This window comes from Pseudofrankia saprophytica (assembly GCF_000235425.2).
GTDB lineage: Bacteria > Actinomycetota > Actinomycetes > Frankiales > Frankiaceae > Pseudofrankia > Pseudofrankia saprophytica.
Window position 1 is genome coordinate 697,647 of record NZ_KI912266.1, and the last position, 25,477, is coordinate 723,123.

Genomic DNA, 25,477 nt, shown 5'->3' on the forward strand with positions numbered 1-25,477 from the left:
TGCGACGTGGCACCGGGCGGCGCGCGTAGGAGACTCGTCCCGTGACGAAGGCTACCCTGCGTGTCGCCACGGTGACACAATTCGCCCCCACGCCGACGGACGGCCCGGCGGGTGCGGCGCCCTCCCGGGGTGCGCCCTCCCGGGGCGCGCTGCTCGACGGCTGGCGGGACGCTGTGGCGTCGGTGGTGGCCCGGGTCCTGCTCGCGGCGGCGTGCTGGTCGCTGGTCAGCCTGGCCCTGCGGCGGGCCCACTGGGCGCGCCGCGTCGACGACCTGTTCGGGCTGGTCAACCTTCCGGTGAGCCCGAGCCTGTTCTCGACAGCCCTGCTGTTCATCGTCGCGGGCGCGGCCCGCCGGCGGATGCGGGCCGCGCTCTGGCTGTTGCTGGCGTTCCAGGCCGTCGCGGCCGGCTATCTGATCGTGGTGCTGGTCGCCAGCCTGACCGGCGCGCGCGGCGTCCGGGACCTGACGGCGCTGGGCACGGTCTACCTGGTGGTCAACGCGACGTTGACGGCGGCGGCCGTAGCACTGCTGTGGTTGAGCCGGCCGGCGTTCTCCTCCCGGCTGGAGCCCGGCGCGCGGTGGCGGGCGCTCGGAGTGCTGGTGACCGGGCTGACGGCGTCGGTGGCGTTGGCGGTGACGCTCACGCTGCTGTTCCCTGGCCACCTGACCGGCTCGACCCGCAGGATCGTGTGGGGAGCGCGGGCGGCGCTCGGCGTCGAGCCGAACTCGTCGGAGGTGGGCTGGCGAGGGCAGCAGGGCCACCACTGGGTCGCCGCGTTGGCCGGCCTGATCTCCGCCGTCTCCCTCATCACCGCGGCCGTGGTCTTCCTGCGGTCCGCCCGGGCCAAGGGCTATCTCACGGCGGCCGACGAGCTGGCGGTGCGCGGGCTGCTGCTGCGCGCCGGGCAGCGGGACTCGCTCGGCTATTTCGCCACCCGCCACGACAAGTCCGTGATCTTCTCGCCCCGCGGCGACGGCGCCGTCACCTACCGGCTGCTCGCCGCCGTCAGCCTGGCCAGCGCCGACCCGATCGGACCGCGCTCGGCGTGGGCGGGCGCGATCGAGGCGTGGCTCGCCGAGACCCGCCGGTTCGGCTGGTTCCCCGCGGTGCTGGCGGCCAGCGAGGAAGGCGCCCGAGCCTACGTCACGGCCGGGCTCAAGGCGCTGCCGGTCGGGGACGAGGCGATCATCGAAGTCGCCGAGTTCAGCCTGGAGGGCGCGACGATGGAGCCGGTCCGGCGGGCGGTCCGCCGGGTCCGCCGAGCCGGCTACACCTTCACCGTCGCCCGGCACGGGACCCTGTCCGCGGGCGAGCTCGCCGAGATCGAGCGCCGGGCCGAGGACTGGCGCGGCGACGACACCGAGCGCGGGTTCTCGATGGCGCTCGGGCGGCTCGGCGACCCGGCGGACGAGGCGTGCGTCGCCGTGCTCGCCCGCGACGAGGCCGGCCGGCTGCGCGGTGTGCTCTCGCTGGTTCCGTGGGGCTCGCACGGCCTGTCGCTCGACCTGATGCGCCGCGACCGGGGGGCGGAGAACGGGCTGGTCGAGGCGATGGTCGCCGCCCTCGTCCAGGCGGCGCGCGACGAGCTCGGCGTGCGGGCGATCTCGCTGAACTTCGCGGCGTTCCGGGAGGTCTTCAGCGCGGCCGAACGGGTCGGCGCCCGGCCCGGCGCACGGCTGGGCGCCCGGCTGCTCACGTTCGCCTCCCGGTTCTGGCAGATCGAGGGCCTGTACCGCTCGAACGCCCGCTATCTGCCGCGGTGGACGCCCCGCTACCTGTGCTACGACTCCGCGCTCACCCTGACGAGGGTCGCGCTCGTCGCCGGGATGGCCGAGGGATTCCTGCCGGCGCTGGCCGGTCCCCGGGAACGTGAACCGAACGCGGTCGTCGAGTACGACGGGCGGGAGATGCCCTTCACCGAGGCGGTCGCGGCGCAGCGGCGCTCGGCGGTCCAGCTCGTCACGCCCCGGCGCCAGCTGGGCGAGCAGCAGCGGGTGCGGTGCGCCAAGCTCGACCTGCTGCGGGCCGCGGGCATGGACCCCTACCCGGTGGCCGTCCCGCGCGACAGCGATCTCGCCGATCTCGTCGACCGGTTCGGCGCCCTGACGCCCGGCACGCGGACCGGCTGCCGGGTGTCGGTGACGGGACGGGTCCGCGCGCTGCGCAACCACGGCGGCCTGATCTTCGCCGTCCTGCGGGACGGTGACGCGTCGATCCAGGCGATGGTCGACCGCGCCCGGCTCGATCCGGCCGCGCATCGGCTGTTCCGCGCGGCCGTCGATCTCGGCGACCACCTGAGCGTGACCGGCGAGGTGGTGACGTCACGCCGCGGCGAGCTGTCGGTGCTGGTGGACGAGTGGCGGATGGCGGCGAAATGCCTGCGGCCGCTGCCAGACGCCCGGGCCGGGTTCACCGACCCCGACGCCAGGGCCCGGCAGCGCCACGTCGACCTGATCGTCAACCCCGCCGCCCGGCGGATGCTCACCGACCGCTCCCGGGCCGTCGGCGAGATCCGCCGCTTCTTCGCCGACAGGCGGTTCACCGAGGTCGAGACGCCGATGCTGCAGGCGATCCACGGCGGCGCGAACGCCCGGCCGTTCGTCACCCACATCAACGCCTATGACTCCACGCTCTACCTGCGGATCGCGCCGGAGCTGTACCTGAAGCGGCTGTGCGTCGGCGGGATGCGGCGGGTCTTCGAGTTGAACAGGAACTTCCGCAACGAGGGCGCCGACGCCACGCACAATCCCGAGTTCACCTCGGTCGAGGCGTACGAGGCCTACAGCGACTACCTGGCGATGCGCGACCTCACCCGCGACCTGGTCATCGCCGTCGCCACCGCCGTCTACGGCGTGCCGATCGCGCGCCGACCCGGGCCGGACGGCCGGACCGTCGACGTCGACCTGTCGGGGCCGTGGCGATCGGTCACCGTGCACGACGCCGTCTCCGCCGCCGCCGGTCATCCTGTCACCGTCGACACGCCCCGGGACGAGCTCGCCGCGCTGTGCCGCAAGCAGGGCATCACCCCGCCCTTCGACGCGACCGCCGGCGCGCTCGTCGCGGCGCTCTACGACGAGCTCGTCGAGCCCGCGACCACCGACCCGACCTTCTACCTCGACTTCCCGACCGAGACCTCCCCGCTGACCCGGGCCCACCGCCGAGATCCCCGGCTGGCCGAACGCTGGGACCTGGTCGCCTTCGGCGCCGAGATCGGCACGGCCTACTCCGAGCTCGTCGACCCGGTCGACCAGCGGGCCCGGCTCACCGAACAGTCGCTGCTCGCCGCCGCGGACCCGGAGGCGATGCAGCTCGACGAGGCGTTCCTCTCCGCCCTCGAGTACGCGATGCCGCCGACTGGTGGCCTGGGAATCGGGGTCGACCGGCTGGTCATGATGCTGACCGGGGCCTCCATCCGCCAGACGCTGGCGTTCCCGTTCGTCCGGCCCGCGTAGTCGGCCTGGTCAGCGGCTGGCGGGCTCGGTCAGCGCCGCGAGTCCCGTCTGGACTCGCAGGTGGCTCGGAGCCGGCTCGCCCTGCGCCCGCGCCGACCGCAGGACGTCCGCCCACCATTCGAGATCTTCCAGCAGGAGATCCAGGCTGACCCGCGCCATCGGATCCACTGGCCGGCCGTCGTCGCCGAAGGCGGTACTCACCGCCGGCAGCACGACCGAGTTGCGCAGCGGTACGGCCTCGGCCTCGACGAAGATCTGCGCGAGATGCTCGATCGCCCGGATGGCCCCGGAGATTCCCGCGCTGTAGCCGACCGACGCCACCGGCTTGTTACGGAAACCGAAGGACACCCACACGCTGTCCAGGGCGTTCTTGAGCACGCCGGGAATGCTGTGGTTGTACTCGGTCGTGATCACCAGGTAGGCGTCACCTTCCTTGATCTTGTCGTTCCACGCCTTCACGACCGGCGCGGAGTAGGTCGGGTCGGCGAAGTCACCGATGGTGCCGAAATGCTCAGCGAAGATCGGCAGCGGCCAGTCACGGAGGTCCAGGACCTCTACCTGGTCGAACCGCCCGCAGGCGTCCGCTTCCGAGACCACCCAGGGCACCACCAGGTCCGCGGCGCGGGTGGGACGGGTGCTACCGACGATGATCTGCAGCCTGGGCATGACGAGGTCCTTTCGACTGCCACCGAGGCCGTGGCTGCCGCCGAGGCCTGGACGGAACGGAACGGGTCTGACTCGTCATCACCATCGGCGCGGCCACGACGCCGATGAACACCCTGCTGACCCCGGGGAGCGGACGGTGGTAACGCGAGGGCCAGGCTGACGCGATCCCGATGTGCCAGGCTCGTCTCATGGCTTCCGAGCTCGCCAAGTTCATCCGGGCTCACCGCGAACGAGTCCTACCGGCGGAGGTGGGGCTGCCCACGCACGGCCGGCGGCGCACGCCTGGCCTGCGGCGCGAGGAGCTCGCCACCCTTGCGGGCATCAGCATCGACTACCTGAGCCGGCTGGAGCAGGGCCGCCATGTGAGCCCGTCCGCATCGGTGCTGACCGCCCTCGCGTCCGCGCTGCGGCTGACCCCCGACGAACGGCAGCATCTCGTCCTGCTCGCGCTGCGCGACGGTCGATCCGTGCCCTGCGCCGGGGTGGGCGTTCCCGCCGACCGGATCACGCCGTCGGTCGAGCTGGTGCTTCGACGGCTCGCGCCGTCGCCCGCGGTGGTGCTGAGCCCGTACGGCGACCTGCTCGGCTGGAACACGGCCTGGGCGTCGCTCGTGGCGCCGCTCGGCATGCTCGACGGCCCGCGTCCCAACCTCGCCCGGTACGTGTTCGGGCACCCGGCGGCCCGGGCCGCGTACCCGGACTGGTCGGCGGCCGCCGCCGAGCAGGTCCGGCAGCTTCGCGCCGCGGTGACGCGCTGGGATCACGACCCGCGACTGGCCGCCCTCGTCACCGAGCTGTCCGCCCATCCGGAGTTCCGCGCGCGGTGGTCCAGCCACGAGGTCGCCGAGAAACGCCACGGGACCAAGCAGCTGGCCCACCCGGGCGTGGGCGTGCTCACCATCGAGTACGAGGTGATGCTGCTCGGCGACCTGCTCGACCAGCGGCTGATCGTCTGGCTGGCCGCCGACGCGCACACCACCGCCGTCTTCGACGGGCTGCCCGAGACACCCACCGTCACCACCGCTCCCACCCGCCTCCGCCTCGTCGACGGTGGCGCGGCCGCCAGCTGAGGCGATCGGACCGGACGGTCCGCGCTTTCGCCCTGGCGCCGTGCCCGGCGACGGTCGCCCCGCGCGGGTACTGCCGCGCGCTCATCCTGTCCGACGTCATGGGGAATCCCGTCAGACACCAGAGCCACGACCAGCACCGTTTCGCGCCCCGGATGTCTGACAGGACGTCCGGGATCCCCGGGAGGCGGTCAGGAGGCTGGAACGGGAGTGCCGGTCTTTGACAGCGGGACGGTCAGGGATAGCGAGAGCGAGACGCTGGCCCGGGCGGTCTGCGGCGCGAACAGGGCCGATCCGGCGACCACCTGCAGCACCAGGTGGCTGCCGGGCGTCACGTGCCAGGCGACCGTCGCGAGGTCGACGTCGACGCTGTGCTGCTGCCCGTCGAGGCGGAGCTGGACCGGGACCGCCTGGTTGTCGACGACGACGTGCCGGTCGGCGTCCACGAGCTGGGCGTACACGACCGCGCCGGCCGGTTGGGCGGTGCCGTGGTAGGCGACCGTGAGCTTGGGCGCGCCGACGATCGCGCCCACGGCCGACGGCGGCGGGACCGCGACCTCGACGGACGTGCCGGCGGCGGCCGGCGCGGCGGCGGTCGCCGACCCGGACGTCGCGCTCGGGTCGAGGGCGAGGGTGCCCTGGCCGGTGGCGGCGAGCGAGCCTGCGGCGGCGAGCGGGTACGAGTCGGCGCCGTACCAGGTACCGGTGTCGTCGACGTACTCGAATCCCGGCCCGGTCACCGTGCCCTGGCGCTGCCGGAGGTACCGGTCGAGCCAGCTGATCGTGAGCTGCTCGATGTGGTCGGCCGGCCCGGGATTCGTCAGGCACGTGCCGTGGCCGCCGCAGAACCAGACCATCTTCAGCGGCACCCGGCCACGCAGTGCCTGGTAGTTCTCGACGCCCTCGGCGAGCGGGAAGAGTGTGTCCACGGTGCCCTGGATGATCAGCGTCGGCACCCGGATCTTCCCGAGCAACGACGCCGGGCCGTGGTCGGCATACCAGTCCACGATCTCCGCCGACGGCTGGGCGTAGGTGGTGGCCGCCCGGCAGGCGTCGGTCACATGCGTGTCGAGGCGGTTCTTGCCGCTCTGGCCGATCCGGCACAGCAGGCCGCCCCAGCCGGCCTTGTTCGCCCCGTCGGGATAGAGGCTCTCGGTCAGGGTGTTCCACGCGATGGCCGGGACGATCGCGTCGATGCGCGGGTCGGACGCCGCGGCGATGAACTGGATCGCCCCGCCGTAGCTGCCTCCGACCATGCCGACCCGAGGGTCGCCAGCCGCGTCCAGCTGCGTCTCCGGCTGCCGGGCGAGCCAGGCGACCAGCGCCGCCACATCGCGGCCCTCGAACGGCGCGTAGTCGGTGTGCGCGGCGCCGCCGGACCCGCCGAATCCGCGCGGATCCCACGTCACGACGTTGTAGCCGGCGGCCACCAGCGGCGCGATGCTGCCCGTCGCCGGGTCGGTCTCACCGGGCTGACCCCAGCCGGGGCCGTCCAGCACGGTGGGAGCGCGGCCACCGGCCCGCAGGCCGGTGGCCGGGAAGAAGTGCGTCACGATCTGGGTGTCGTCGAACGACGCCACCTTCACCGTTCTGGCGGCCACCGCCGGGCCCGTGCCCGCGACGGCCGGCGCGGCGCCGGCGGCCCGCGCAGCCTCCGGCTTCGCATCACCGGAGCCGCCGCAGGCGGCGAGCGCCAGCGAGGTGAGGACCGCGGCAGCCGCCAGCCACACTGGACGTCGAGGAGGAAGCCGGTTGGGACGTGCCATCATCCGCACCTCAGACGGCCAGAGCCAGGCGATACGTGCCAGGTTCACCTGGTTGAAACAGATAAAAGAACCTGCTGAGGCTAACAGTGCCGTCTCACTCGTGCTACCGGTAGATCGTCTACCCGGCCCGGCGGGCCCGGCGGGTGGCCAGGGCCGAGCGGATCAGGTAGGCCGGCGTCGGCGGGACCCAGCCCAGCTGGGTGGCGGTGCCCAGGTCGTCGCGGTTGGCCCAGTGCTCGATGACCTTCCCCTCGGCGACGCGGAACCAGTGCGTCTGCGTGGTGGCGAAACGCCGCCCGGTCGGCGGGAAGGCCCGCTCGACACGCCCCTCGGCGTCGTAGGTGGCGAACGGGTCGACGTGCCGGCCGCTCATCGTGCAGTGCAGCGCCACGACGTCGCCCTGTTCCACCGTGTCATGCACCTCCCAGTGCAGATCGGCGTAGGCGGATCGCAACCACTGGGCGGTGGCGAAGAAGGCCTCCGGCCCCTGGCCGCGGCAGGCCGGGGGTTCCTGCTCCGCCTCCCGGTTGGCGGCCAGCGGGTGCACGACCTCGACGAAGTCGTCGAAGTCACCGGTCGCCATGATCTCGATGCTGCGTCGCGCCAGCGCCGTGAGCGAGATTGTGCCTTGCATGGGTCACCTCGTGATGGTCTAGTGTCGAAGTTGAATACATGCTCCCTGTATTCGTTAAATGAGGACAGTAAGGAATGATGGAGGATCACGCCAAGGGCCGTCGCGGATACGACAACCGGGGCCGGGCCGAACAGGCGCGGCGCAACCGCCGGCAGATCGTCGCCGCGACCCACGACCTGCTGCTGGCCCAGGGCTACCGCGCCACCACGATGACCGACATCGCCCGCGCCGCCGGCGTCTCCGTCGAGACCGTCTACAAGGCGTTCGGCACCAAGGCGGCCCTGGTCAAGGCCGTCTACGACGTCGCGGTGGTCGGCGACGACGAACCGGTTCCCCTGGTGGACCGGCCAGAGCTCAAGGCGCTGCGCGCCGACCCGGATCCGGCGTCGAAACTGCGCCGCTACGCCGCCATCGCCCGGTCGCTGTCCGAGCGGATCGGGCCACTGACGGGGGCGCTGCTGGCGGGGGCGCGCAGCGGTGGCGACCCCGATCTCGAGGCGCTGACCGCCACCACCGACCAGGAGCGCCTGGCGGGCGCCACCGGCATCGTCAGCCACCTCGCCGAGACCGGCGGCCTGCGCCCCGGCCTCGACCTCGGCCACGCCCGCGACACGGTCTGGGCACTCATCTCACCCGACCTGTACCGCCTCCTCGTCGTGGAACGCGGCTGGTCCCACGACGACTACGAACGCTGGCTCGCCGACACCCTGGTCGCCGGCCTGACCTGATCGGCTGCCGGCGAGGCCTCCCACGCGAACCCGTCCGGGTCGGTGAAGGGCGCGGCGTCGCCACCGATCACGAGCCGGTGCGATCCGGTCCCGTCGGGAGAGACCCCGGCGTCCTTGGCGAGCGCGCGGCGCCGGTAGAGCGCCAGCCTGACGGGACTGGACGGAGTGTCGAACTCGACGTACATGCGGGCGAAGCTCTTCCCGACGGCGAGGCCGCGGTCCGCGTAGAACCGCTTGCTCGCCACCACGTCGGCGACTCCCAGCAGGAGCACGATCTGGTCGATCTCCCGGCTGGCCGGGCCGCTGTCCTTCTTCGCCGAGGTCGCGATCTTCCAGATCGTCCCGTCCGGGGCCTGGACGACACCGCCATAGCCCCAGAACGACTTCGCCACCGGCTTCAGTGGCAAGGCACCGGCGTCGAGGGCCGTGCCGACAAGGCTGTCGACGTCGGCCGGCTGGGACACCGTGAGTGACAACGTGAACCCACGGAAGCCGGTCGTCGGCTCGTCCGAGGCCCGAAGGCCGATCTGGTCGCCCAGGTCGAAGGCGGCGCTGTAGAAGCTGCTGGCGGCGGCGGGGTCGGCCACCTCAAGGGTGACGGATTCGATGGAAGCCATGCCGATCACGCTAGGTGCGGCCCACCACCCAACGCTTCTCCATTCCTGACCGATCCGCCCCCGTTCCAGCCAGCGGGGATTACGGTGACCACGCAGCGTGGGGCGGTCGCGGCAGGTCGCCGGGGCGAGTGGAGGTGCGGTCGGCCGTGGGTGCTGTCGAGACGCCGCTCGGGCCGCTGTCGGCCGGTTCGGTTTCGTTACGGCTTTATCCGCATGCCGTGGAGCCACCGATGAGCGCCCAGCAGACGGTGGCCGAGCTGCGGGTACAGGCCGCGCTGGCCACCGAGGCCGGTTTCGACGGCGTCATGACCAGCGAGCACCACGGCGGATTCCCCGGTTACCTCCCCAACCCGTTGCAGCTGGCCGGCTGGGCCCTGGAAGCCATGACCGCGGGCTGGGCGGCCGCCTGCCCGTTGCTGCTCCCGCTGCGACCGACGGCACTGGTCATCGAGGAGACGGCGTGGCTGGCGGCCCGGTTTCCGGGCCGCGTTGGCCTGGGCGTCGCCGCCGGATCGCTGCGGGACGACTTCGACATCCTCGAGACCACCAAGGACGGGCTGACGCGGCGCTTCGCCGCCGGGCTCGCGGACGTGGCGGGCGCCTTGTCCGGTCGCGACCCGGGGCGGCTGGCCAACGATCCGGCCGTCGCGGCCTGCGCCGACGCCCCGATACCGCTCGTCAGCGCGGCCATGAGCCCGGCGGCCGTGCGCCGCGCCGCGGCCGCCGACGTCGGCCTGCTCTTCGACTCGATGTCCGCCCTTGGGCGCTGCCGCCAGCTCGCCGACGCCTACCGGGAGGCAGGCGGCAAGCGGGCCCGCGTCCTCGTCCGCCGGATCTGGCTCGGTACGCCGCCGACCAGCCGCCAGGACAGGCAGGTACAGGTCTACCGCGGTTACGCGGCGCCGACGGCGGTCTCACACTGGTCGGACGACGCCCTGATCTGCGACGACGACCCGGGCGCCCTGGCCGAACGGCTGGCGGCCGACGTGATCGCCGCGGGCTGCGACGCCGTCAACGTCCGCCTGCACGTCCCCGGGATCACGCCCGCCGAGGTGCGCGACCAGCTCGCCCGCCTCGACGGGCTCGCCGCAGGGCTACGCCGCCTGCTGGTCGGACCCCGGTAGGTGCAGGCAAGCACGTCTCTCGGCGACCAGAAGCCAACCGAAAGACTCTGTCTTGACAGCCTGGGTGGCGGGCGGACACTTGCAGCCGTGCATCGATCGACTGCCGCCGCCGGCAGCGCGGCGTTCTTCCTGGCGGCGCCCGGCGTCATGGCCGGCGTGATCCCCTGGGCGCTGACGAGATGGCGGTTCCTCGCGGCGGATCAGCCCTGGCTCCTGCCGGTTCGGGTGCTGGGTGGGGCGCTCCTCGTCTGCGGGGCGGTGGTGGTCGTCCAGGCGTTCGCCCGGTTCGCGACCGAGGGACGCGGGACCCCGGCGCCGGTCGCGCCGACGGCGAGGCTGGTCGTCGGCGGACTGTACCGATACGTACGCAACCCCATGTACTGTGCCGTCGCGGCGACGATCATCGGTCAGGCACTGCTGCTCGGCCAGCCGGTCCTGCTGGGCTACGCGGCCCTGTTCATGGCCGCCGTCGCCGCCTTCGTCCACTTCTACGAGGAGCCGACGCTGCGCGCCCGCTTCGGCGCCGCGTACGAGACCTACCGCGCGCACGTCCCCGCCTGGACCCCTCGCCCGCGCCCGTGGACCCCGCCGGCCTGAGCGGACGCATCCGCTCACACGGAGGTTCCGGCTGCCCAGGTGAACGGCCCGGGCTGGGTGAAGTAGCGCCCGCCGATGTGGCCGCTGACGGTGGAACAGGTCTGCTGGAGCCGGGCCAGCAGGTCCGGCAGGCCGTCGGCGATGTCCTCGATGCGCTGGAACTCCAGGTCGGTGCGGGCGCGGCCGATGGCGCGGCGGGCCGGGTCGTCGAGGCCGGAGCGGGATGGTCCGCCTGCCGTGTCCAGTTCCGCGAGCAGCCGCTCGGCGGCGCGCAGTGAGGAGTAGACCGAGCGGGGAAAGAGCCGGTCGAGGAGCAGGAACTCCGCCACGATCGGGCCGTCGGCGGCATGCCGGTAGGTCTTCAGGAAGGCTTCGTGTGCTCCGCAGGAGCGCAGCAGGGCGACCCATGAGCTGTGGACGGCGGGGTCGCCCAGACAGAAGGACAGCAGCCGGGTGGTCATGGCGGCACGTTCCAGGTTCCAGCCCAGTTCGAGGAATCGTCGCCCGTCGTCACGGGAGACGGTGGCGTCGATCAGGCCGGTGAGCATGGCGGTGCGCTGGCGGACGTGGCGGCAGAACAGGTGCGGGCCGGCGGCGCCAGCTTCCTCCCGCTGTTTCGGCAGGTCGAGCCAGGTGGCGTTGAGGCACTCCCAGACCTCGCTGGAGATCACGTCGCGGGCGCCGCGGGCGTTCTCGCGGGCCGCGGTCAGGGCGCCGGCGACGCTGGAGCGGTTCTCGCGGTCGTAGCCCAGCGTCTCCATCAGCCGGTGCGAGTCCAGCTCCACCGTGGGCGCGGCCATCCCCAGGTGGGTGAGCAAGGCCCGGCACGCGGCCGATTCGTCGAGCCATGGGTCTTCCATGACCCGCTGCAGATGGACGTCGAGGATGCGGGCGGTGAGTTCGGCCCGCTCGGTGTACCGGCCCATCCAGAACAGGGACTCGGCGACGCGGCTGAGCATGCCGTGCCCGTCGCGATCGGCCGGTTGCGCCGGGCGGCCTGACTCGTTTCGCCATGGCACGCGGGGCGAAGGAATGCTGTGTGCTGTGACGGATGCGCGGGGCGAACGCTCGTCGGCAAGTACCCAGGTGTCCTTGGAGCCGCCACCCTGGCTGGAGTTCACGATCAGGCCGCCGCGAGGCAGGGCGACCCGGGTCAGCCCGCCCGGTAGCACCCGGACCGTGTCACCGTCGTGGACGGCGAATGGTCGCAGGTCGACGTGGCGGGGTGCCAACCTGCCGTCGACGAGGGTCGGCGAGACGGACAACTGCACCACGCGCTGCGCGATCCAGCCGCGGGGGTTGTGCTCGATCCGCCGACGCAGCAGGTCGAGCTCCGTGTCGTCGGCCTGGGGACCGATGACGATGCCCTTCCCACCGGAGCCGTCGACGGGCTTGAGCACGAGCGAGTCCAGGTGGTCCAGGACGTACGCCCGATGATCCGGGTTCTCAAGCCGGTAGCTGTCGACGTTCTCGAGGACCGGCGTCTGGCCGAGGTAGTAACGAATGAGGTCCGGGATGTAGGTGTGGATGAGCTTGTCGTCGGCGACGCCGTTGCCGACGGCGTTGGCGAGGGTGACCCGGCCGGCCCGGGCAGCACCCAGCAGGCCCGGGCAGCCGACCACCGATTCGGCGCGGAAATGCAGCGGGTCCAGCCAGTCATCGTCGACCCGGCGGTAGATGACGTGCACAGGTCGTTCGCCGACGGTGGTCCGCATGAAAACCTGGTTGTCACGGACCACCAGGTCGCGGCCCTCGACCAGTTCCACACCCATCTGCCGGGCGAGCAAGGTGTGCTCGAAGTAGGCCGCATTGTGGATACCCGGGGTCAGCAGCACCACGGTGGGATCGTCGACACCCACCGGCGCGGTGGCACGCAGGGCGGCGAGCAGGTACACGGCATAGTCCGCGACCGGCCGCACCCGATGCGCGGCGAACACCTCCGGAAACACCTTCGTCATCGCGTGCCGGTTCTCCAGCACGTAGCTCACCCCGGACGGCACACGGACGTTGTCCTCGAGGACCCGAAACCGGCCTTCCTCGTCACGGACCAGGTCGATGCCGGCGACATGCACACGGACGTCGCGCGGCGGCTGGATGCCGTGTGCGGCCCGGTGGTAGTTGGGACTGCTGGCCACGAGCCGGCGCGGCACGACGCCGTCCTCGAACACTCCGCCGGCTCCGTACACATCCGCGAGGAACGCCTCCAGAGCGCGGACCCGCTGGGCCACCCCGCGTTCGATGACGTCCCACTCGGCCGCGCCCAGCAGCCGGGGAACGAGATCCAGCGGCCACGGGCGTTCCTGACCCCCGAGATCAAAGGTTATTCCGGCGTTCCGGAAGGCCCGGTCAAGAACCGCTTTGCGCACCGCCAGGTCCCTCCCGCCGAGCAGCCGAAGGGTGTCGTGCAGCGCCGTATATCCCTGCCGCGGCCGCTCGACGTCTTCAAAAACCTCGTCCCAGGCGGCCGAATCCGCGAACTCGGCAAAGTATTTCTCAAAAAGATCCGCCATAACATCAGCGTAGGTTTATCCTGTTACGGGGTCATGACGGCAGGGAAGTTCTTTGGGCTCGAGCTGTCACCTACACCGGGCATCTCAGACAGGCCAGAGCGCACTTGACAGGAAATCTCCAACGTGCGTTTGATCATCCATTGCCTCCACGTCGGCCTAGCCACCATTCACCCCGTTCGTGGCGCCCGCTCACCGGGCCTGTTCCTCACACCCGGGCGGGACGACGACGACCGGGCAGCGGAAGAAGGTGTCGCGGTCCGTGTTCACCGCGCCGAGCAGGGTCCGGCTCAGCGGTCCGTGCTCCTGATGACCGATGACGAGCAGGTCCGCGCGGTGTGACACGGCAACCAGACTCGCGGCGGGCGATCCGTCGATCACATGCGCCTCGACGTGGTCGGGGTCCACACCGGCGGCGAGCAGGGCACGGTCGAGGACGTCCCTCGCGCCATGCCACGCGTCACTGCCGCGCGGCGGCTGCAACATGATGTCGTGACGGTAGGCGACGACGACGGACAGGCGCGCTCCGCGACGCCTCGCCTCGGCGGCGGCCCACCGCAGGGCCGACACGGACGCCGACGACCCGTCGATCCCGACGACCACCCGGGGCGCGGCGATAGTCGAGTCCGCTTCGCTGGTCTCGCCGGTTGCACGGTTCAGAAGCTGGTTTCCGCTTATCTTCTCGTCATAGTTTGGCATGACATCACCATCACTCGGATTCGGGTCTTCGACCATGCCCCCTCGCCCCGCGCTGGCCGGGACCAATATCCTGGCCAGCACGGTCTCACCGGCTCACACAACCGTGAACGTCGATTACCGCGGCATGCGACAGCCATCGCGTAACCACAACGAAACCGGATGATAACCAGCCTGAAGAAACGCCTTACCGCGCAGACAGGTCCGCGTCGTCGAACTCAGGCCACGACGAAGGCCACGCCCGAGCCCTCGTCGACGCCGCCCGCCCGTTCATGGACCACCCGCGCGTTCTGGTCTCGCGTCGAGGAGGGCGACGTCGTCCAGGACGGCCTGGCCCCGCTCCTCACGGCTGCAGAACGCGAGCTGACGCCCGCGACGCGTCATGCACCCGGCACTACAAAGACGGCGCGACGAGGCCATCGATCAACAGCGCAAGCTGCGCGCCGCCGCGCGGCGCTGAGCGGGACGGAACGGGATGGGGCGGGACGGCCTGGCGGCTCGGCTCGCCAGCCACAGACATGATCATACGGGGCATGGGCGGAGAGCTGACGATCCACATCCGCGCCGTCCAGCCGTCGGTTGGGGTCGCCGATATGTCGGGTTATGCTCGCCCAGTGCTCACCACCCAGGATCGACCCGCCCCAGGCGTCGTCCTGTTGGAAAGGCCATTCTCCGAACAGGCGCCACCGCACGCGGCCCGTCAGGCCCACAGCGGCCGCTGAGTTCGGCATGCGCGCGAACACACAGGTCACGGACGCGCACGTCGCGGCTACGCGGCGACCCCCACCGGCGGTTGATTGTCCGCCGATAGACAGTTCCTCCGCGGACAGCTGGCACACACATTGCGTGCGCTGACATCCGCGGAAGCCATCATGCAGGGGGGTCATGGAAGCGGGGGTAACGATGTCAGCCGGGCTGACCGTCCGCAGCGGGCACGAGATCGTGGCCGTCGTTCCGGAAGGCCAGTCGTGCGTCATCGGACGGACGACCGGCGGTGACCCCCTGCTGGCGAACGACCGGGTCTCCCGGCGTCACCTGCTCATCGAGTCGACCCCCGAGGGCTGGGCCGCGGTCGACGTCAGCACCTTCGGCACCTGGCAGGACGGCTGGCGGGTCGGACGCGTCCTGATCCACGAGGAGTCGCGCCTGCGGCTCGGCGCGCCGGACGGCCCGATGCTCACACTGGTCCCGCACCCGACGGCTGGTCCGGCCACCCCGCGTTCGTCGGCGCTGGCGGTGTCCGTCACCGCGGTGGACGAACCCGTCGGCCAGCCGCACCACCCCGATCCGTCGGAGCGGCCGCGGGCGAGCCCTTGGGGGCAGCCGGCCGAGCACCGGGATTCCGATGGGTCCTGGGACTCCGCCGGGCCCTGGACCCAGCCCGCCGTGCCGACGCCCGTGGGGACCTGGGAACCACGGGTCTCGTCGATCCCGATCGGGCCCTGGGACCCGCAGGCGGCCTCGCCCCCCACCAGGTCGGAGCCGTGGGCGGCCTCGCCCTCCACCAGTTCCTGGGAGCCGCCGGCCACTCCGTTCCCCGCCGGGCCCTGGGACACCCAGACGGCCGCACCGCCCGCCAGCCCCTGGGACGCCGCCCAGCCCATGCCGGACGCCGGCTCGCCCGGGGACCCGTGGGCCGTGTCCGCCCCCGCCGCTTCCTGGAACACCCGGGAGGCCCCGTCTCCCACTGATCTCCCGGCCGCACAGGTCTCGCCTGCCCCGGCCCCGACCGTCCCCGCGGGATCCTGGGAGCCGCCACCCGCGGCGTCCCGCACCCGGCCGTGGGACCGGGATCAGCACGACCAGTACCCGTCCCGGCCGTCCGTCCCGGATTCCTGGGACCCGCCGGGAGCCCTCGTCACAGATCGGTCGGACCTGGCGGCGAGGGTGCCGAACCTCGCCGACCCGGCCGGAGCACCGCCCGTCGCCGCCCCGGGCACCGTCGTCCCTTCCGAGGTCAAGCGCCATCACGAGCGCCCAACGCTGCTGCCCAAGAAGGCGCGCCCCGGATCGGGGCCCCGGATGCCGCCGGCCGAGGGCGACGCGCCGGATGTCGGCGCGGGGCTTGGCCGGATCCACACGTTGCGGCCGGGCCGAACGGTGATTGGACGGGCGCTGTCGAGCGACGTCGTCGTCGGGGACCTGCTGGCGTCGCGGGAGCACGCGGCCCTGTTCGTCGACGCCGAGGGTGTCGAGATCGTCGACCTGGACTCGGCGAACGGCACGTTCGTCAACGGCCACCGGGTCGACCGGGCCTGGCTGCGGATCGGGGACTTCTTCTCGATCGGTCACCACGTCTTCCACACCGGCGCCGCCTCGACGGAGAAGAACGCGGTGCCCACCCGCTTGGTCGAGTACCTCGACCGCGGTGACGTGACCTTCCAGGTGGACGGGCTGTGCGTCGACGTCGGCGAGACCCGGCTGCTGCACGACGTCACCTTCCGCCTGCCCGGGCGTGCCCTGCTGGGCGTGATCGGTCCGAGCGGCGCCGGCAAGTCGACGCTGCTGGGCGCCCTGACCGGCTTCCGCCCGGCCAGCCTCGGAACCGTCCGCTACTCCGGCCGCGACCTCTACGCCGAGTACGACGAACTGCGCCGCCGCATCGGCTACGTCCCGCAGGACGACATCCTGCACACCACCCTCACCGTCCGCCAGGCCCTCGAATACGGCGCCCAGCTGCGTTTCCCGGCCGAGACCACCAGGCAGGAACGCGCCAGGCGGATCGACGAGGTCCTCGTCGAGCTCGGCCTCACCAACCGGACGGCCGAGGCGCGGGCAGGGCGTTCCAGCCCGGATTCCGAGGATGCGGGCGGGCACCGCCGCCGTTCGGCCGGTGCTCGCGGCCCGGACGGCGATCATGACGACCTCGATGACGTCGACGACCAGGCGGACGGCCTCGACGAGGAGGTGCCCAGGGGCGTCGACCTGCCTGAGCTGAAGGTCTCGAAGCTTTCCGGCGGTCAACGCAAGCGGACCAGCGTCGCGCTGGAACTGCTCACCCAGCCGACCTTGCTGTACCTCGACGAGCCCACGTCGGGCCTCGATCCCGACCTCGACAAGGAGGTCATGGGTTCGCTGCGCCGGCTCGCCGACGGCGGCCGGACCGTCGTCGTCGTCACCCACAGCGTCGCCAACCTCGACCACTGCGACTACCTGCTGGTGCTCGCCAAGGGCGGTCACGTCGCCTACTTCGGCCCGCCGGCGAACGCGCTCGAGTTCTTCCGCCGCGACAACTGGTCGGACGCGTTCCACCTGCTCAAGAACCCGACGACCGCCGTCAAGATCGCCCACCGGTACCGGAACTCGAAGTACTTCATCCGGGGCTCGGCGACCGTGCCCAGGCCACGGCCGGCGCCGTTGGAGAGCATTCGCCAGCAGTCGGTGATTTCCCAGGCGCTGACGCTGAGCCGTCGATATCTGCGGGTCATCGCCTCGGACCCGTCCTATCTGCGGCTACTGGTCGCGTATCCGATCGTGCTCGGCCTGATACCGCGGACGCTGCCGGCGGCCTACGGCCTGGCTGTGTCGACCAACCCGGCGAAGGCGAACACCGCCGCACCGTCGATCCTGCTGGTCCTCATCCTCATGGCCTGTTTCATGGGCATGTCCAACTCGATCCGGGAACTCGTCAAGGAACGCGAGATCTACCGCCGAGAACGCGGCATCGGCCTGTCCACGGCGGCTTACCTCGTGTCCAAGGTCGCGGTGCTCGGAATCATCACCACGGTGCAGAGCGTCGTGCTCACCCTGGTCGGGCTGGCGGGCATGAAGATCACGGGTCACGGCGTCGTCATCGGCATACCGCTGGTGGAAATCATGATCGCGACGGCGGCCACCGCGATCACCTCGGCGATGATGGGCCTCGCCGTGTCCGCGCTGGTCGACAACGCGGACAAGACACTGCCGCCGTTGGTCGTGGTCGCGATGGCGCAGCTGGTGTTCATGGGCGCGATGATGCCGTTGGCGGGAAAGGCTGGCCTGGAACAGATCTCCTGGCTCTTCCCCGCCCGCTGGGGGTACGGCGCCTCGGCCTCGGTGGTCGACCTCATCACGGTCCAGCGGATTGGCGACGAGCGGTTCGCCCCCGGAATTCCGGTCGACCCGCTGTGGAGGCACACGGCGGCGACCTACCTCACCGACCTCGGCGTCGTCGTCCTCATCGGTCTCGTATGCGGTGTGGTCGCGGCCCGGCTGCTGCGTCGCCTCGACCCCCTGAGCGCCCGGCGCGGCCGTGCCCGCGCGCACGCGCACGCGCGCGGGCACGGGCACGGGCACGGGCACTGACCGGCGCGGACCTCACGGCGCGATGGTCACCGCCGGCAGGGAAGATCGGGTTGTCACGCCGGTCGAGGGGCCGGGCGGCGCGGGGATCGGCCCGCCTTCCCGGCCCTCGCGGGCAAGCCGCCAGCAGGACAGGGCGAGCCAGCCGACGGCGACTCCGACGAGCACGTGCAGCACGCTGGTCACCGGCGTGTCCGGCAGCCGGGCTGCGAGCGCGAACGGCGGAAACCCCAGCAGGTAGAGCCAGACCGGTGTGCGCGGGTAGGTGCCGGCGCGCAGCAGGGCGATCCCGAACAGCACCACGCCGACGACGAAGACGGCGGCGCTGACCAGCAGTGCGCCGCGGCTCGCCGCGGCGAGGTGCGTGTCGTCGCCGAGCGGGTAGACGACGACGTTCAGGGCGTAGGCGGCACCGCCGAACAGCCCGAGCCCGAGCAGATTGACCGCGAACGCGGCGTCGGCGAAGGCGCCGCCGTCACCGGTTTCATCGCCGCCACCACCGCCCCCGCCCGTGGAGCCGGACGGGTGGGCCGCATCCGGATGGCGCGGCCTGGCCAGCCGGCGCCGGTCGCCCGCGGCCAGCAGGCCGAGACGCAGCGCCGGTAGCAGCGGGACCGCCAGGGCCGGCGAGACGGCGAGTACCAGGCTGGTGGCGAGGGTCTCGCCGGTGAACGCCTCGATCAGGCCGGGCACCGCGATGAAAAGGCCGGCCAACAGGCCGCTGACCGCTCCGAAACGGAGAAGAAAGAACATGCCCGGACCGTAGGAAGGGCCGAAGTACGCCGAAAGTGCCTGCCGGCCGCCTGCCCCGCGGCACCCGGCACCTCGCACCCGGTGCCCGCCCGTGCCTTTGGGCACGTGCCCTTTCGGGCATACCGGCGAGCGTGCCGCCCGACGTACCCTGTCGCCGTGTCGCCGTCGGTCCCGTGGGTCGCACCCGTCCTGTACGGGGGTGTGCTGGTCGCCGGCGGGTACGCGGGCCTTGCCGGGGTCGGCGACACCCGGCCGCTGCCGTTCGTCGGCGGGCTGGCCGCGGCGGCCGTGCTGGACCTCGCCGAGCGGCGGCGGTTCCCAGCCGGCGCCCCGCGACCGGTGGCCGTCGGGTTGCTGGCCGCCCGCGCCGCGCTGTTCGTCCTGGTCGCCGCCGGTGACGGGGCGGGACTCGCGCGGGTGCTGTTCCTGCTGCTGCCGTTCACCGCGTACTTCGCCTTCGGCCGCGCGGTGAGCGTCGGGGTCGGCGTCGGCTGCGTCGCGGCGGTCGCCCTGGCGTTCCAGCTGACCGAACCTCGCTGGTACCAGTCGTCGGAACACGTCTCGGACCTGCTGATGTTCGTCCTCGGACTGGTGCTGACGATCGCGATGGCCGCGGTCGCCGCCGAGGAACGGCGGGCGACGGCCCGCGCCCACGACGCGAACGAGCGGTTGCGGGCGTCGGCGGACCGGGTGGCCGAGCTGTCCGCCGCCGCGGAACGCAACCGGGTCGCCCGCGACATCCACGACGGGCTCGGCCACCATCTGACCGCCATCTCGGTCCTGTTGGAGAAGGCGGCCGCCTTCCGCGACCGCGACCCGGCGGCCGCGGACGCCGCCGTCGACGACGCGCACCGGTCGGCGAGGCTCGCGCTCGAGGATGTCCGCCGCTCCGTCGGCGCGCTGCGCGAGGCTCCGTTCCGGTTTTCCACGGCCCTGAACGAGCTGGCGAGGCAGGCCGCGCGGACCGACGACGGCCGGCTGGCCGTGACCGTGGACTGGTCCGGCGACGAGCGCCGCTATGGGCCCGCGGTGTTGATGACGCTCTACCGGGCGGCTCAGGAGGGCATCACCAATGTCCGCCGGCACGCGCACGCCACCCGGGCGGTGGTGACCGTCCACTGCGCGCCGACCGAGGCCCGCCTCGTCGTCGCCGACGACGGCCACGGGTTCGAGCCCGGCCGGGAGGGGTTCGGCCTGCGGGGCATGCGCGAGCGGGTGGCCCTCGTCGGCGGCCTGGTGACGGTCGACAGCGAGCCGGGTCGGGGCACCCGCCTGGCCGTCGCGATCCCCCACCAGCTCGAGCCGACGCCGTGACCGACGCCCCCGCTCCCGCGCCCGAATCCGGGCCTGGACCCGGCTCCGGGACCGGCGGCCGCACGCCAGCCGGGCCACCGCCGACCCGAGTGCTGGTGGTCGACGACCAGCGACTGATCCGGGAGAGCATCGCCGCCCTGCTCGGCATCCAGCCGGGTATCGAGGTCGTGGGCATGGCCGCCGACGGCCGGGAGGCGGTCGAGCGGGCGTTGGCCCTCGGCCCGGACGTGGTGCTCATGGACGTGCGGATGCCGGTGCTGGACGGTGTCGCGGCGGCGGCGGAGCTGGCCGAGCGGGCGCCGGCCTGCCGGGTGGTCATGCTCACGACGTTCGACGACGAGGACTATGTGGTGCGCGCGCTGCGGGCGGGCGCGGCCGGCTACCTGCTCAAGGACCGTCCGGCCGCCGAGCTCGCCGCCGCGGTGCGGCTGGCCCAGGCCGGCGTGGTCCAGTTCGACCCGGCCGCCGCGGCCCGCCTCAGCACGGTCCTGGACCGCGCAGGCTTCTTTCCGGTCCCCGTCCCGCCGACCGGTGCGGACACGGCGCGACAGCCCGCGACGCCACCGGCCGGGACCGCGCGGCCCTCGACACCGCCGTCAGCTGACTGGTCAGCCGCCGGGCCCGCGATCGCCGGTCTGACGCCGCGGGAGATCGATGTGCTGCGCCAGGTCGCGGGCGGGCTGAACAACCGGGAGATCGCCGCTCGGCTCTACCTCAGCGAGGGAACCGTCAAGAACCACGTCTCCCGCATTCTTGACCGTCTCGGTCTGCGTGACCGGACCCAGGCCGCCATCTACGCCCGCGACCACGATCTGCTCTGACCCGACCTGCTCTGACCCGGCCGCGCGCGCCTCGGACGGGTTGCCTGTCCGCGCGGCTCGTCCCGAGTGTGGCGGGGTCTATTCGAGGTAGTCGCGCAGGGACTCGGAGCGGGCGGGGTGGCGCAGCTTCGCCAGCGTCCGCTGCTCGATCTGGCGGATGCGCTCCCGGGTCAGCCCGAACTCGCGGCCGATCTCGTCGAGCGTGCGGCCGCGGCCGTCCACCAGGCCGAACCGCAGCTGGATCACTCGTCGTTCCCTGTCTGGCAGAGCGCGCAGGACGGCGCCCAGCTGGTCGGACCGGCAGGAGACCATGGCCGCTTCCATCGGCTCGATCGCCGCGGTGTCCTCGATCAGGTCGCCGAGATCGGTGTCAGCGTCCTCGCCGACCGGGCTGTCGAGGGACACCGGTTCCCTGGAGATCCGCCAGAGCTCGTCCACCCGGTTGGCGGTGACGCCGAGGGCGGTGGCGAGCTCCTCCCTGCTGGGCTCGCGGCCGAGCTCCATCAGCAGCTCCCGGCGCAGCCGGGCCAGCTGGTTGAGCAGCTCGACGAGGTGCACCGGGAGGCGGACCGTGCGGGACTGGTCAGCGAGCGCCCGGGTGATTGCCTGCCGTACCCACCAGGTGGCGTAGGTGGAGAACTTGTAGCCCTTGGTGTAGTCGAACTTCTCCACGGCCCTGATGAGGCCGAGGTTGCCCTCCTGCACGACGTCGAGAAAGAGCATCCCCCGCCCGGCGTAGCGCCGCGCGATCGAGACGACCAGCCGCAGGTTGGCCTCGACGAGCTGTCGGTTGGCCCGCTGCCCGTCCAGCTCGATGGCCTCGAGGTCCAGGCGTTGCCGCGGGGACATGTCATCGGCGTCGTTCGCGAGCTTGTAGCCGGCGAACAGCCCGGCCTCGATCCGTTTCGCGAGGTCCACCTCGCCCGCGGCGGTCAGCAGCGGGGTCTTGCCGATGCTCGTCAGGTACAGCCGCACCGGGTCGTGGGCGGTTACCGGGGCTTCCCGTGGCGCCACCCGTCGCCGGGCGGGCGACGCCGGCTCGTCGCCCGGGTCACCGTCGTCCTGACGGCTTTCCTCCTGGCGACCATCTTCCTGGGAGGCGTCCTCCGGCCCGTCGTCCTGGGGGCTGTCCTCCGGCCCGTCGTCATCCTTGCCGACGACGTCATCCCTATCGACGACGTCCAGTCGGGGGTCCGCGACGTCGGCGGCGAGGCCGCTCTCGCTCGGACCGCCTGACTCGACGGCGACCCGAACCGGGATCGCGAGGGCCCGCGGGCTTGTAGAGGTGCGTCCCCTAGCGGGCCGGGTTTTGCTGCCCATGGCTGGCTCCAGCCTGTTGGAGGTTCCGGGCGGTGGAGTCACCAAAGTCATGGGTCACGTCCCCGAGGCCGCTCTGTGTCCGTTGGCGCATCGTCCGTGGCGGCACCCGACTGTTGCCGAGCGGAGGTGCAGTTGGGTATCTCGTCGTCCGGCGGCGGTCATGTCGGGCGATGGAGCGTGTGTGGCGATCTACGCCAGGCTACGCCATCACGCGCCGCCGCCGGGGCCTGACGCTGGCCGCCTCGCGGGTTCGCGCCAGCCAGCGAACCGTCACGGTGTGCCCGTGGACGCCCGGTCGATCTCGGCGGGCCGTCTGCCCCGTTCCGTCCGTTCCGACCTCGCGACCCGCCGGAACGGACGGAACCGGACGGGGCGCGGTGGGCCCGTCGGCGCCGGAGGCGAGTAGGGTGGTGCCGTTGCCTGTTCTCCGCTGTATGAGCGTCATGCATCGTCGAACGGAACGGCCGGCCGGGGAATGATCCACGGTCGGTGCGCGACCGGAAGACGAGAGACGTCTGCCGGGAAAAGTAGCAAGGAGAACGTCCGTGGCTCAGGGCACCGTCAAGTGGTTCAACGCGGAGAAGGGTTTCGGATTCATCTCCGTGGACGGTGGCGGTCCAGACGTGTTCGTCCACTTCTCGGCGATTATGGCGGACGGCTACAAGTCGCTCGACGAGGGGCAGACGGTACAGTTCGAGATCGTGCAGGGCCAGAAGGGCCCGCAGGCCGACAACGTCCAACCCGTCTGACGACACTCAGACTTCCATAAAACAGCGCGCGGCCACTCGGCCGCGCGCTGTTTTGCGTGCGCCACTCTCGGCGGGCGCGGCTCTGCCATGCACGAGCCCTGCCATGCACGAGCCCTGCCATGCGCAACCATGCGCCACGCCGGCCCGCCGGCCCGCCGGACTGGGTGAGGCCACAGGCGAGCACCACCTGCCGTGATGCTGGCGGCATGGCGGCGCGGCGGCGCGGCTCTTCGCCACACCGCCGCGCCGGATGGATCAACGGGTCAACGGGTCAGGAACCCGTGACCTTGCCGGCCGCGAACGCCGCGCCCTGGGTGGTCATCCCGTTGATGGAGTAAGTCAGATGGGCCGCGCCATTGACGCCGTTGGCGCAGACCGGGTCACCCAGTGCGCAGAACTCCTTGGACTTGGGGCCGTAGAGCTGGCTGGCGGTCGGGATGTGGCCGCCGGTCAACGCCAGCGGGTTTCCGAAGACGACGACCGCCGCGACCCGTGGAGCCAGGTTGGTCGGGATGGTCTTACCGCTGCCGAGAAACGTCGGGATACCGATCGAGATGTCGGTGACGCTGGCGCCCTGCGAGTATCCGCCGAGCACGAACTTGGTGTTCGGGCATTCCGCGGCCACCGAGGTGACGTGGTTGGTCATGTCGGTGGCACCGGGGCCGGCCGAGGTCTGGGCTATGTCGGCCGCGTAGTTCACGGCATATGAGTTCACCGACCTGCCGGCCAGATCGGCCTTCAGGGAGGTGACGAACGGGCCGCCGGTGATTCCGAGGCCCGGCAGCTCTCCGCTGCCGCGGGCGAAGACGACCTCCACGTCGGCGCACTTCACGGGCGTGGATGGCCCCGAGCCCGGCCCGGGGCAACCAGCGACACCTCCGGTCGCTGCCGTCGCCATCGCCAGGAACGTAAAGAGAGTTCCGTTCTTGAGCACCATCGTCGCGAGCACCTTCCTCGTCGCTGGCTGCCCGGGGAGGGGGATCCGGGCAACTTCCCGGCTGGGGGATCCGGGCAACTTCCCGGTTGGGGGTACCGGGAGCTCCCGGTTGGGGGTACCGAGAGCTGGGCAAACGTAACGAGGGGCCATTCAGCGGGAAAATGGCACCTAGGTGCTGCCGAGGGGCCTTTCGACTTCAGTTGCACAGTGAAACTGCAGGCCCAGAAGATGGGGCAAATGGGTTGCCGGGACTATCGACCTAGCTAGAAAGGACCACCGACTAGCACCTTTAGGCTAGTGTCGCGGTTGACGAGAACCCGCGATCGGCACATGGCCTCGGCCAGACGGCCGAGGCCAGATCGGGCCGCGTTGACGACAGCCTCGCGCGCAAGCGGCTCAGCCCCGTCGCCGAGCGGCGTCAGAACCTGCTTGGGCGCCTGCGGAAGCGGCGGAGCAGGCCCGCCGGCGGAGCGGACCGAACGATGACGCCGGGCACAGTCACATGATCGCCTGACAGGTGCTGACCAGTCCCATGGTGCGATCCGCCGCCCACTGAGCGCGCCGAGAAAGCGTTTCAAGCACCTCGTCGAGGTCGTGCGGCACGGAGTCGGCGAGCGCCTCATCCATCCGGCCGCGGATCTGGACGCGCTCGCGCGGTGAGAAGGAGAACGCGGCCAGGATTCCCGGTAGCGCCGCCGCGAGTTGGGCGGGATTCAGGACGAAATTGCCAAGGAATCCGGGCAACGACCGGGCGCGCGCCGGTCCGATCGCGTGGAACAACGCCTCGGGCGCGGAGCATCGACGAGTGACGTGAACATCGGTGAGCGCCTCCGATGCGCACTCGTGGACGGCGTTGACGGTGACACCGTGGGCGCCGAGCTCGTCGGCGAGGGTCTTCGTCAGCGCGACGATGCCGGCGTTGCGGATCGAGCCCGAGACGAGGCCGACCTGGCGGGCCGCGACCCCTCCGACGTTGATGATGCGGCCCCACCACTGCGCCACGAGGTGCGGAATCACCTCTTGGGCGGTGCGCAGATAGCCGAGCACCTTCACGTTGAGGTCGGCGGCGGCGTCCGCCGTGGCCAGGCCCCGCACACCGCCAGGACCGCCCGCGCCGCCGACGCGGGCGGCGTTGTTGACCAGGATGTCGACTCCGCCCAGCTCGTCGACGGTGCGCGCGACCAGCTCCCGCACCGACTCGTCGCTGCCGGTGTCGGCCACCACCGGGACGACGACCCCGTCCACGCTGCCCGCGGCCAGCTGGGCCGCCGCCGTCTTCAGCCGCTCACCGTCGCGGGCCGCGATCACCACCTGGGCTCCCTCGGCAAGCAGAGCACTCGCCACCGCCAGCCCGATGCCCCGGCTGCCGCCCGTCACGATCGCGCGTCGCCCCGCGAGTCCAAGGTCCACAGTGCACTATCCTTCTCGATGTCACGCCGGTGATG

19 protein-coding genes are annotated in these 25,477 nt (G+C 71.8%); 9 read left to right on the forward strand and 10 right to left on the reverse strand.

What is annotated here, in order from left to right:
* Positions 1 to 41: 41 nt before the first annotated feature.
* The gene (lysX, locus tag FRCN3DRAFT_RS0203120; RefSeq protein ID WP_007508899.1) at positions 42 to 3,455 is read left to right on the forward strand and encodes a bifunctional lysylphosphatidylglycerol synthetase/lysine--tRNA ligase LysX; all 3,414 of its coding nucleotides are present in this window, start codon (positions 42 to 44) and stop codon (positions 3,453 to 3,455) included.
* A 9-nt stretch (positions 3,456 to 3,464) separates the two neighbouring features.
* Here lysX and FRCN3DRAFT_RS0203125 read toward each other — a convergent pair whose 3' ends face one another.
* Complete coding sequence (locus FRCN3DRAFT_RS0203125) at positions 3,465 to 4,121, reverse strand: NADPH-dependent FMN reductase (RefSeq protein WP_007508898.1); 657 nt, start codon at positions 4,119 to 4,121, stop codon at positions 3,465 to 3,467.
* A 188-nt stretch (positions 4,122 to 4,309) separates the two neighbouring features.
* Here FRCN3DRAFT_RS0203125 and FRCN3DRAFT_RS42380 point away from each other — a divergent pair, with 188 nt between their 5' ends.
* Positions 4,310 to 5,191, forward strand: coding sequence for a helix-turn-helix domain-containing protein (locus FRCN3DRAFT_RS42380; RefSeq protein ID WP_007508896.1), 882 nt, complete (start codon positions 4,310 to 4,312; stop codon positions 5,189 to 5,191).
* A 188-nt stretch (positions 5,192 to 5,379) separates the two neighbouring features.
* On the opposite strand, the gene FRCN3DRAFT_RS0203135 is transcribed toward FRCN3DRAFT_RS42380, so the two are convergent.
* Complete coding sequence (locus FRCN3DRAFT_RS0203135) at positions 5,380 to 6,954, reverse strand: alpha/beta hydrolase family protein (protein ID WP_106410361.1); 1,575 nt, start codon at positions 6,952 to 6,954, stop codon at positions 5,380 to 5,382.
* A gap of 118 nt (positions 6,955 to 7,072) precedes the next feature.
* Positions 7,073 to 7,588, reverse strand: a complete 516-nt coding sequence (locus FRCN3DRAFT_RS0203140; protein ID WP_007508891.1) for an ester cyclase — start codon at positions 7,586 to 7,588, stop codon at positions 7,073 to 7,075.
* 74 nt (positions 7,589 to 7,662) lie between these two features.
* Here FRCN3DRAFT_RS0203140 and FRCN3DRAFT_RS0203145 point away from each other — a divergent pair, with 74 nt between their 5' ends.
* On the forward strand, positions 7,663 to 8,316 hold the full coding sequence (locus FRCN3DRAFT_RS0203145) for a TetR/AcrR family transcriptional regulator (RefSeq protein ID WP_007508889.1): 654 nt from the start codon (positions 7,663 to 7,665) through the stop codon (positions 8,314 to 8,316).
* On the opposite strand, the gene FRCN3DRAFT_RS0203150 is transcribed toward FRCN3DRAFT_RS0203145, so the two are convergent.
* Entirely contained in the window at positions 8,271 to 8,933 is a 663-nt protein-coding gene (locus tag FRCN3DRAFT_RS0203150; RefSeq protein WP_007508887.1) for a VOC family protein, read from the reverse strand. The two genes, FRCN3DRAFT_RS0203145 and FRCN3DRAFT_RS0203150, sit on opposite strands and share 46 nt — an antisense overlap.
* Before the next feature lie 230 nt (positions 8,934 to 9,163).
* Here FRCN3DRAFT_RS0203150 and FRCN3DRAFT_RS0203155 point away from each other — a divergent pair, with 230 nt between their 5' ends.
* Positions 9,164 to 10,057 carry an LLM class flavin-dependent oxidoreductase gene (locus FRCN3DRAFT_RS0203155; RefSeq protein ID WP_007508885.1) on the forward strand — a complete coding sequence of 298 codons (894 nt, stop codon included), beginning with the start codon at positions 9,164 to 9,166 and terminating at the stop codon, positions 10,055 to 10,057.
* An 87-nt stretch (positions 10,058 to 10,144) separates the two neighbouring features.
* On the forward strand, positions 10,145 to 10,654 hold the full coding sequence (locus FRCN3DRAFT_RS0203160; RefSeq protein ID WP_027140198.1) for a methyltransferase family protein: 510 nt from the start codon (positions 10,145 to 10,147) through the stop codon (positions 10,652 to 10,654).
* Positions 10,655 to 10,668: 14 nt separating this feature from the next.
* Here FRCN3DRAFT_RS0203160 and FRCN3DRAFT_RS58065 read toward each other — a convergent pair whose 3' ends face one another.
* Together FRCN3DRAFT_RS58065 and FRCN3DRAFT_RS0203170 are read right to left on the reverse strand one after the other, a co-directional pair.
* A complete protein-coding gene (locus tag FRCN3DRAFT_RS58065; RefSeq protein ID WP_007508882.1) occupies positions 10,669 to 13,164 on the reverse strand; it encodes a circularly permuted type 2 ATP-grasp protein in 2,496 nt (831 codons plus the stop codon).
* Between the two features lie 189 nt (positions 13,165 to 13,353).
* Positions 13,354 to 13,860: a universal stress protein gene (locus tag FRCN3DRAFT_RS0203170; RefSeq protein WP_051466115.1), complete on the reverse strand. Its 507-nt coding sequence runs from the start codon at positions 13,858 to 13,860 to the stop codon at positions 13,354 to 13,356.
* 900 nt (positions 13,861 to 14,760) lie between these two features.
* Between FRCN3DRAFT_RS0203170 and FRCN3DRAFT_RS42390 the strand changes: the two genes are divergently transcribed.
* Positions 14,761 to 18,141 (forward strand): ATP-binding cassette domain-containing protein, encoded by a 3,381-nt coding sequence (locus FRCN3DRAFT_RS42390; protein ID WP_051466116.1) that lies wholly within the window; start codon positions 14,761 to 14,763, stop codon positions 18,139 to 18,141.
* Between the two features lie 12 nt (positions 18,142 to 18,153).
* Here FRCN3DRAFT_RS42390 and FRCN3DRAFT_RS42395 read toward each other — a convergent pair whose 3' ends face one another.
* Positions 18,154 to 18,891, reverse strand: a complete 738-nt coding sequence (locus FRCN3DRAFT_RS42395; protein WP_007508876.1) for a hypothetical protein — start codon at positions 18,889 to 18,891, stop codon at positions 18,154 to 18,156.
* Positions 18,892 to 19,047: 156 nt separating this feature from the next.
* Here FRCN3DRAFT_RS42395 and FRCN3DRAFT_RS0203185 point away from each other — a divergent pair, with 156 nt between their 5' ends.
* Complete coding sequence (locus tag FRCN3DRAFT_RS0203185; RefSeq protein WP_007508874.1) at positions 19,048 to 20,205, forward strand: sensor histidine kinase; 1,158 nt, start codon at positions 19,048 to 19,050, stop codon at positions 20,203 to 20,205.
* The gene (locus FRCN3DRAFT_RS57010; RefSeq protein WP_007508872.1) at positions 20,202 to 21,026 is read left to right on the forward strand and encodes a response regulator; all 825 of its coding nucleotides are present in this window, start codon (positions 20,202 to 20,204) and stop codon (positions 21,024 to 21,026) included. The genes FRCN3DRAFT_RS0203185 and FRCN3DRAFT_RS57010 overlap by 4 nt, the downstream gene beginning before the upstream one ends.
* 78 nt (positions 21,027 to 21,104) lie before the next feature.
* On the opposite strand, the gene FRCN3DRAFT_RS0203195 is transcribed toward FRCN3DRAFT_RS57010, so the two are convergent.
* Positions 21,105 to 22,346 carry an RNA polymerase sigma factor gene (locus FRCN3DRAFT_RS0203195; protein ID WP_007508870.1) on the reverse strand — a complete coding sequence of 414 codons (1,242 nt, stop codon included), beginning with the start codon at positions 22,344 to 22,346 and terminating at the stop codon, positions 21,105 to 21,107.
* Positions 22,347 to 22,891: 545 nt separating this feature from the next.
* On the opposite strand from FRCN3DRAFT_RS0203195, the gene FRCN3DRAFT_RS0203200 reads away from it, so the two are divergent.
* A complete protein-coding gene (locus FRCN3DRAFT_RS0203200) occupies positions 22,892 to 23,095 on the forward strand; it encodes a cold-shock protein (protein ID WP_007508869.1) in 204 nt (67 codons plus the stop codon).
* 271 nt (positions 23,096 to 23,366) lie between these two features.
* Here the strand turns inward: FRCN3DRAFT_RS0203200 and FRCN3DRAFT_RS0203205 are convergent, their stop codons facing one another.
* Both FRCN3DRAFT_RS0203205 and FRCN3DRAFT_RS55825 read right to left on the reverse strand, forming a co-directional pair.
* Positions 23,367 to 23,993, reverse strand: coding sequence for a cutinase family protein (locus FRCN3DRAFT_RS0203205; RefSeq protein WP_232793901.1), 627 nt, complete (start codon positions 23,991 to 23,993; stop codon positions 23,367 to 23,369).
* Positions 23,994 to 24,530: 537 nt separating this feature from the next.
* The gene (locus FRCN3DRAFT_RS55825) at positions 24,531 to 25,442 is read right to left on the reverse strand and encodes an SDR family NAD(P)-dependent oxidoreductase (protein WP_007508864.1); all 912 of its coding nucleotides are present in this window, start codon (positions 25,440 to 25,442) and stop codon (positions 24,531 to 24,533) included.
* Positions 25,443 to 25,477: the final 35 nt, after the last annotated feature.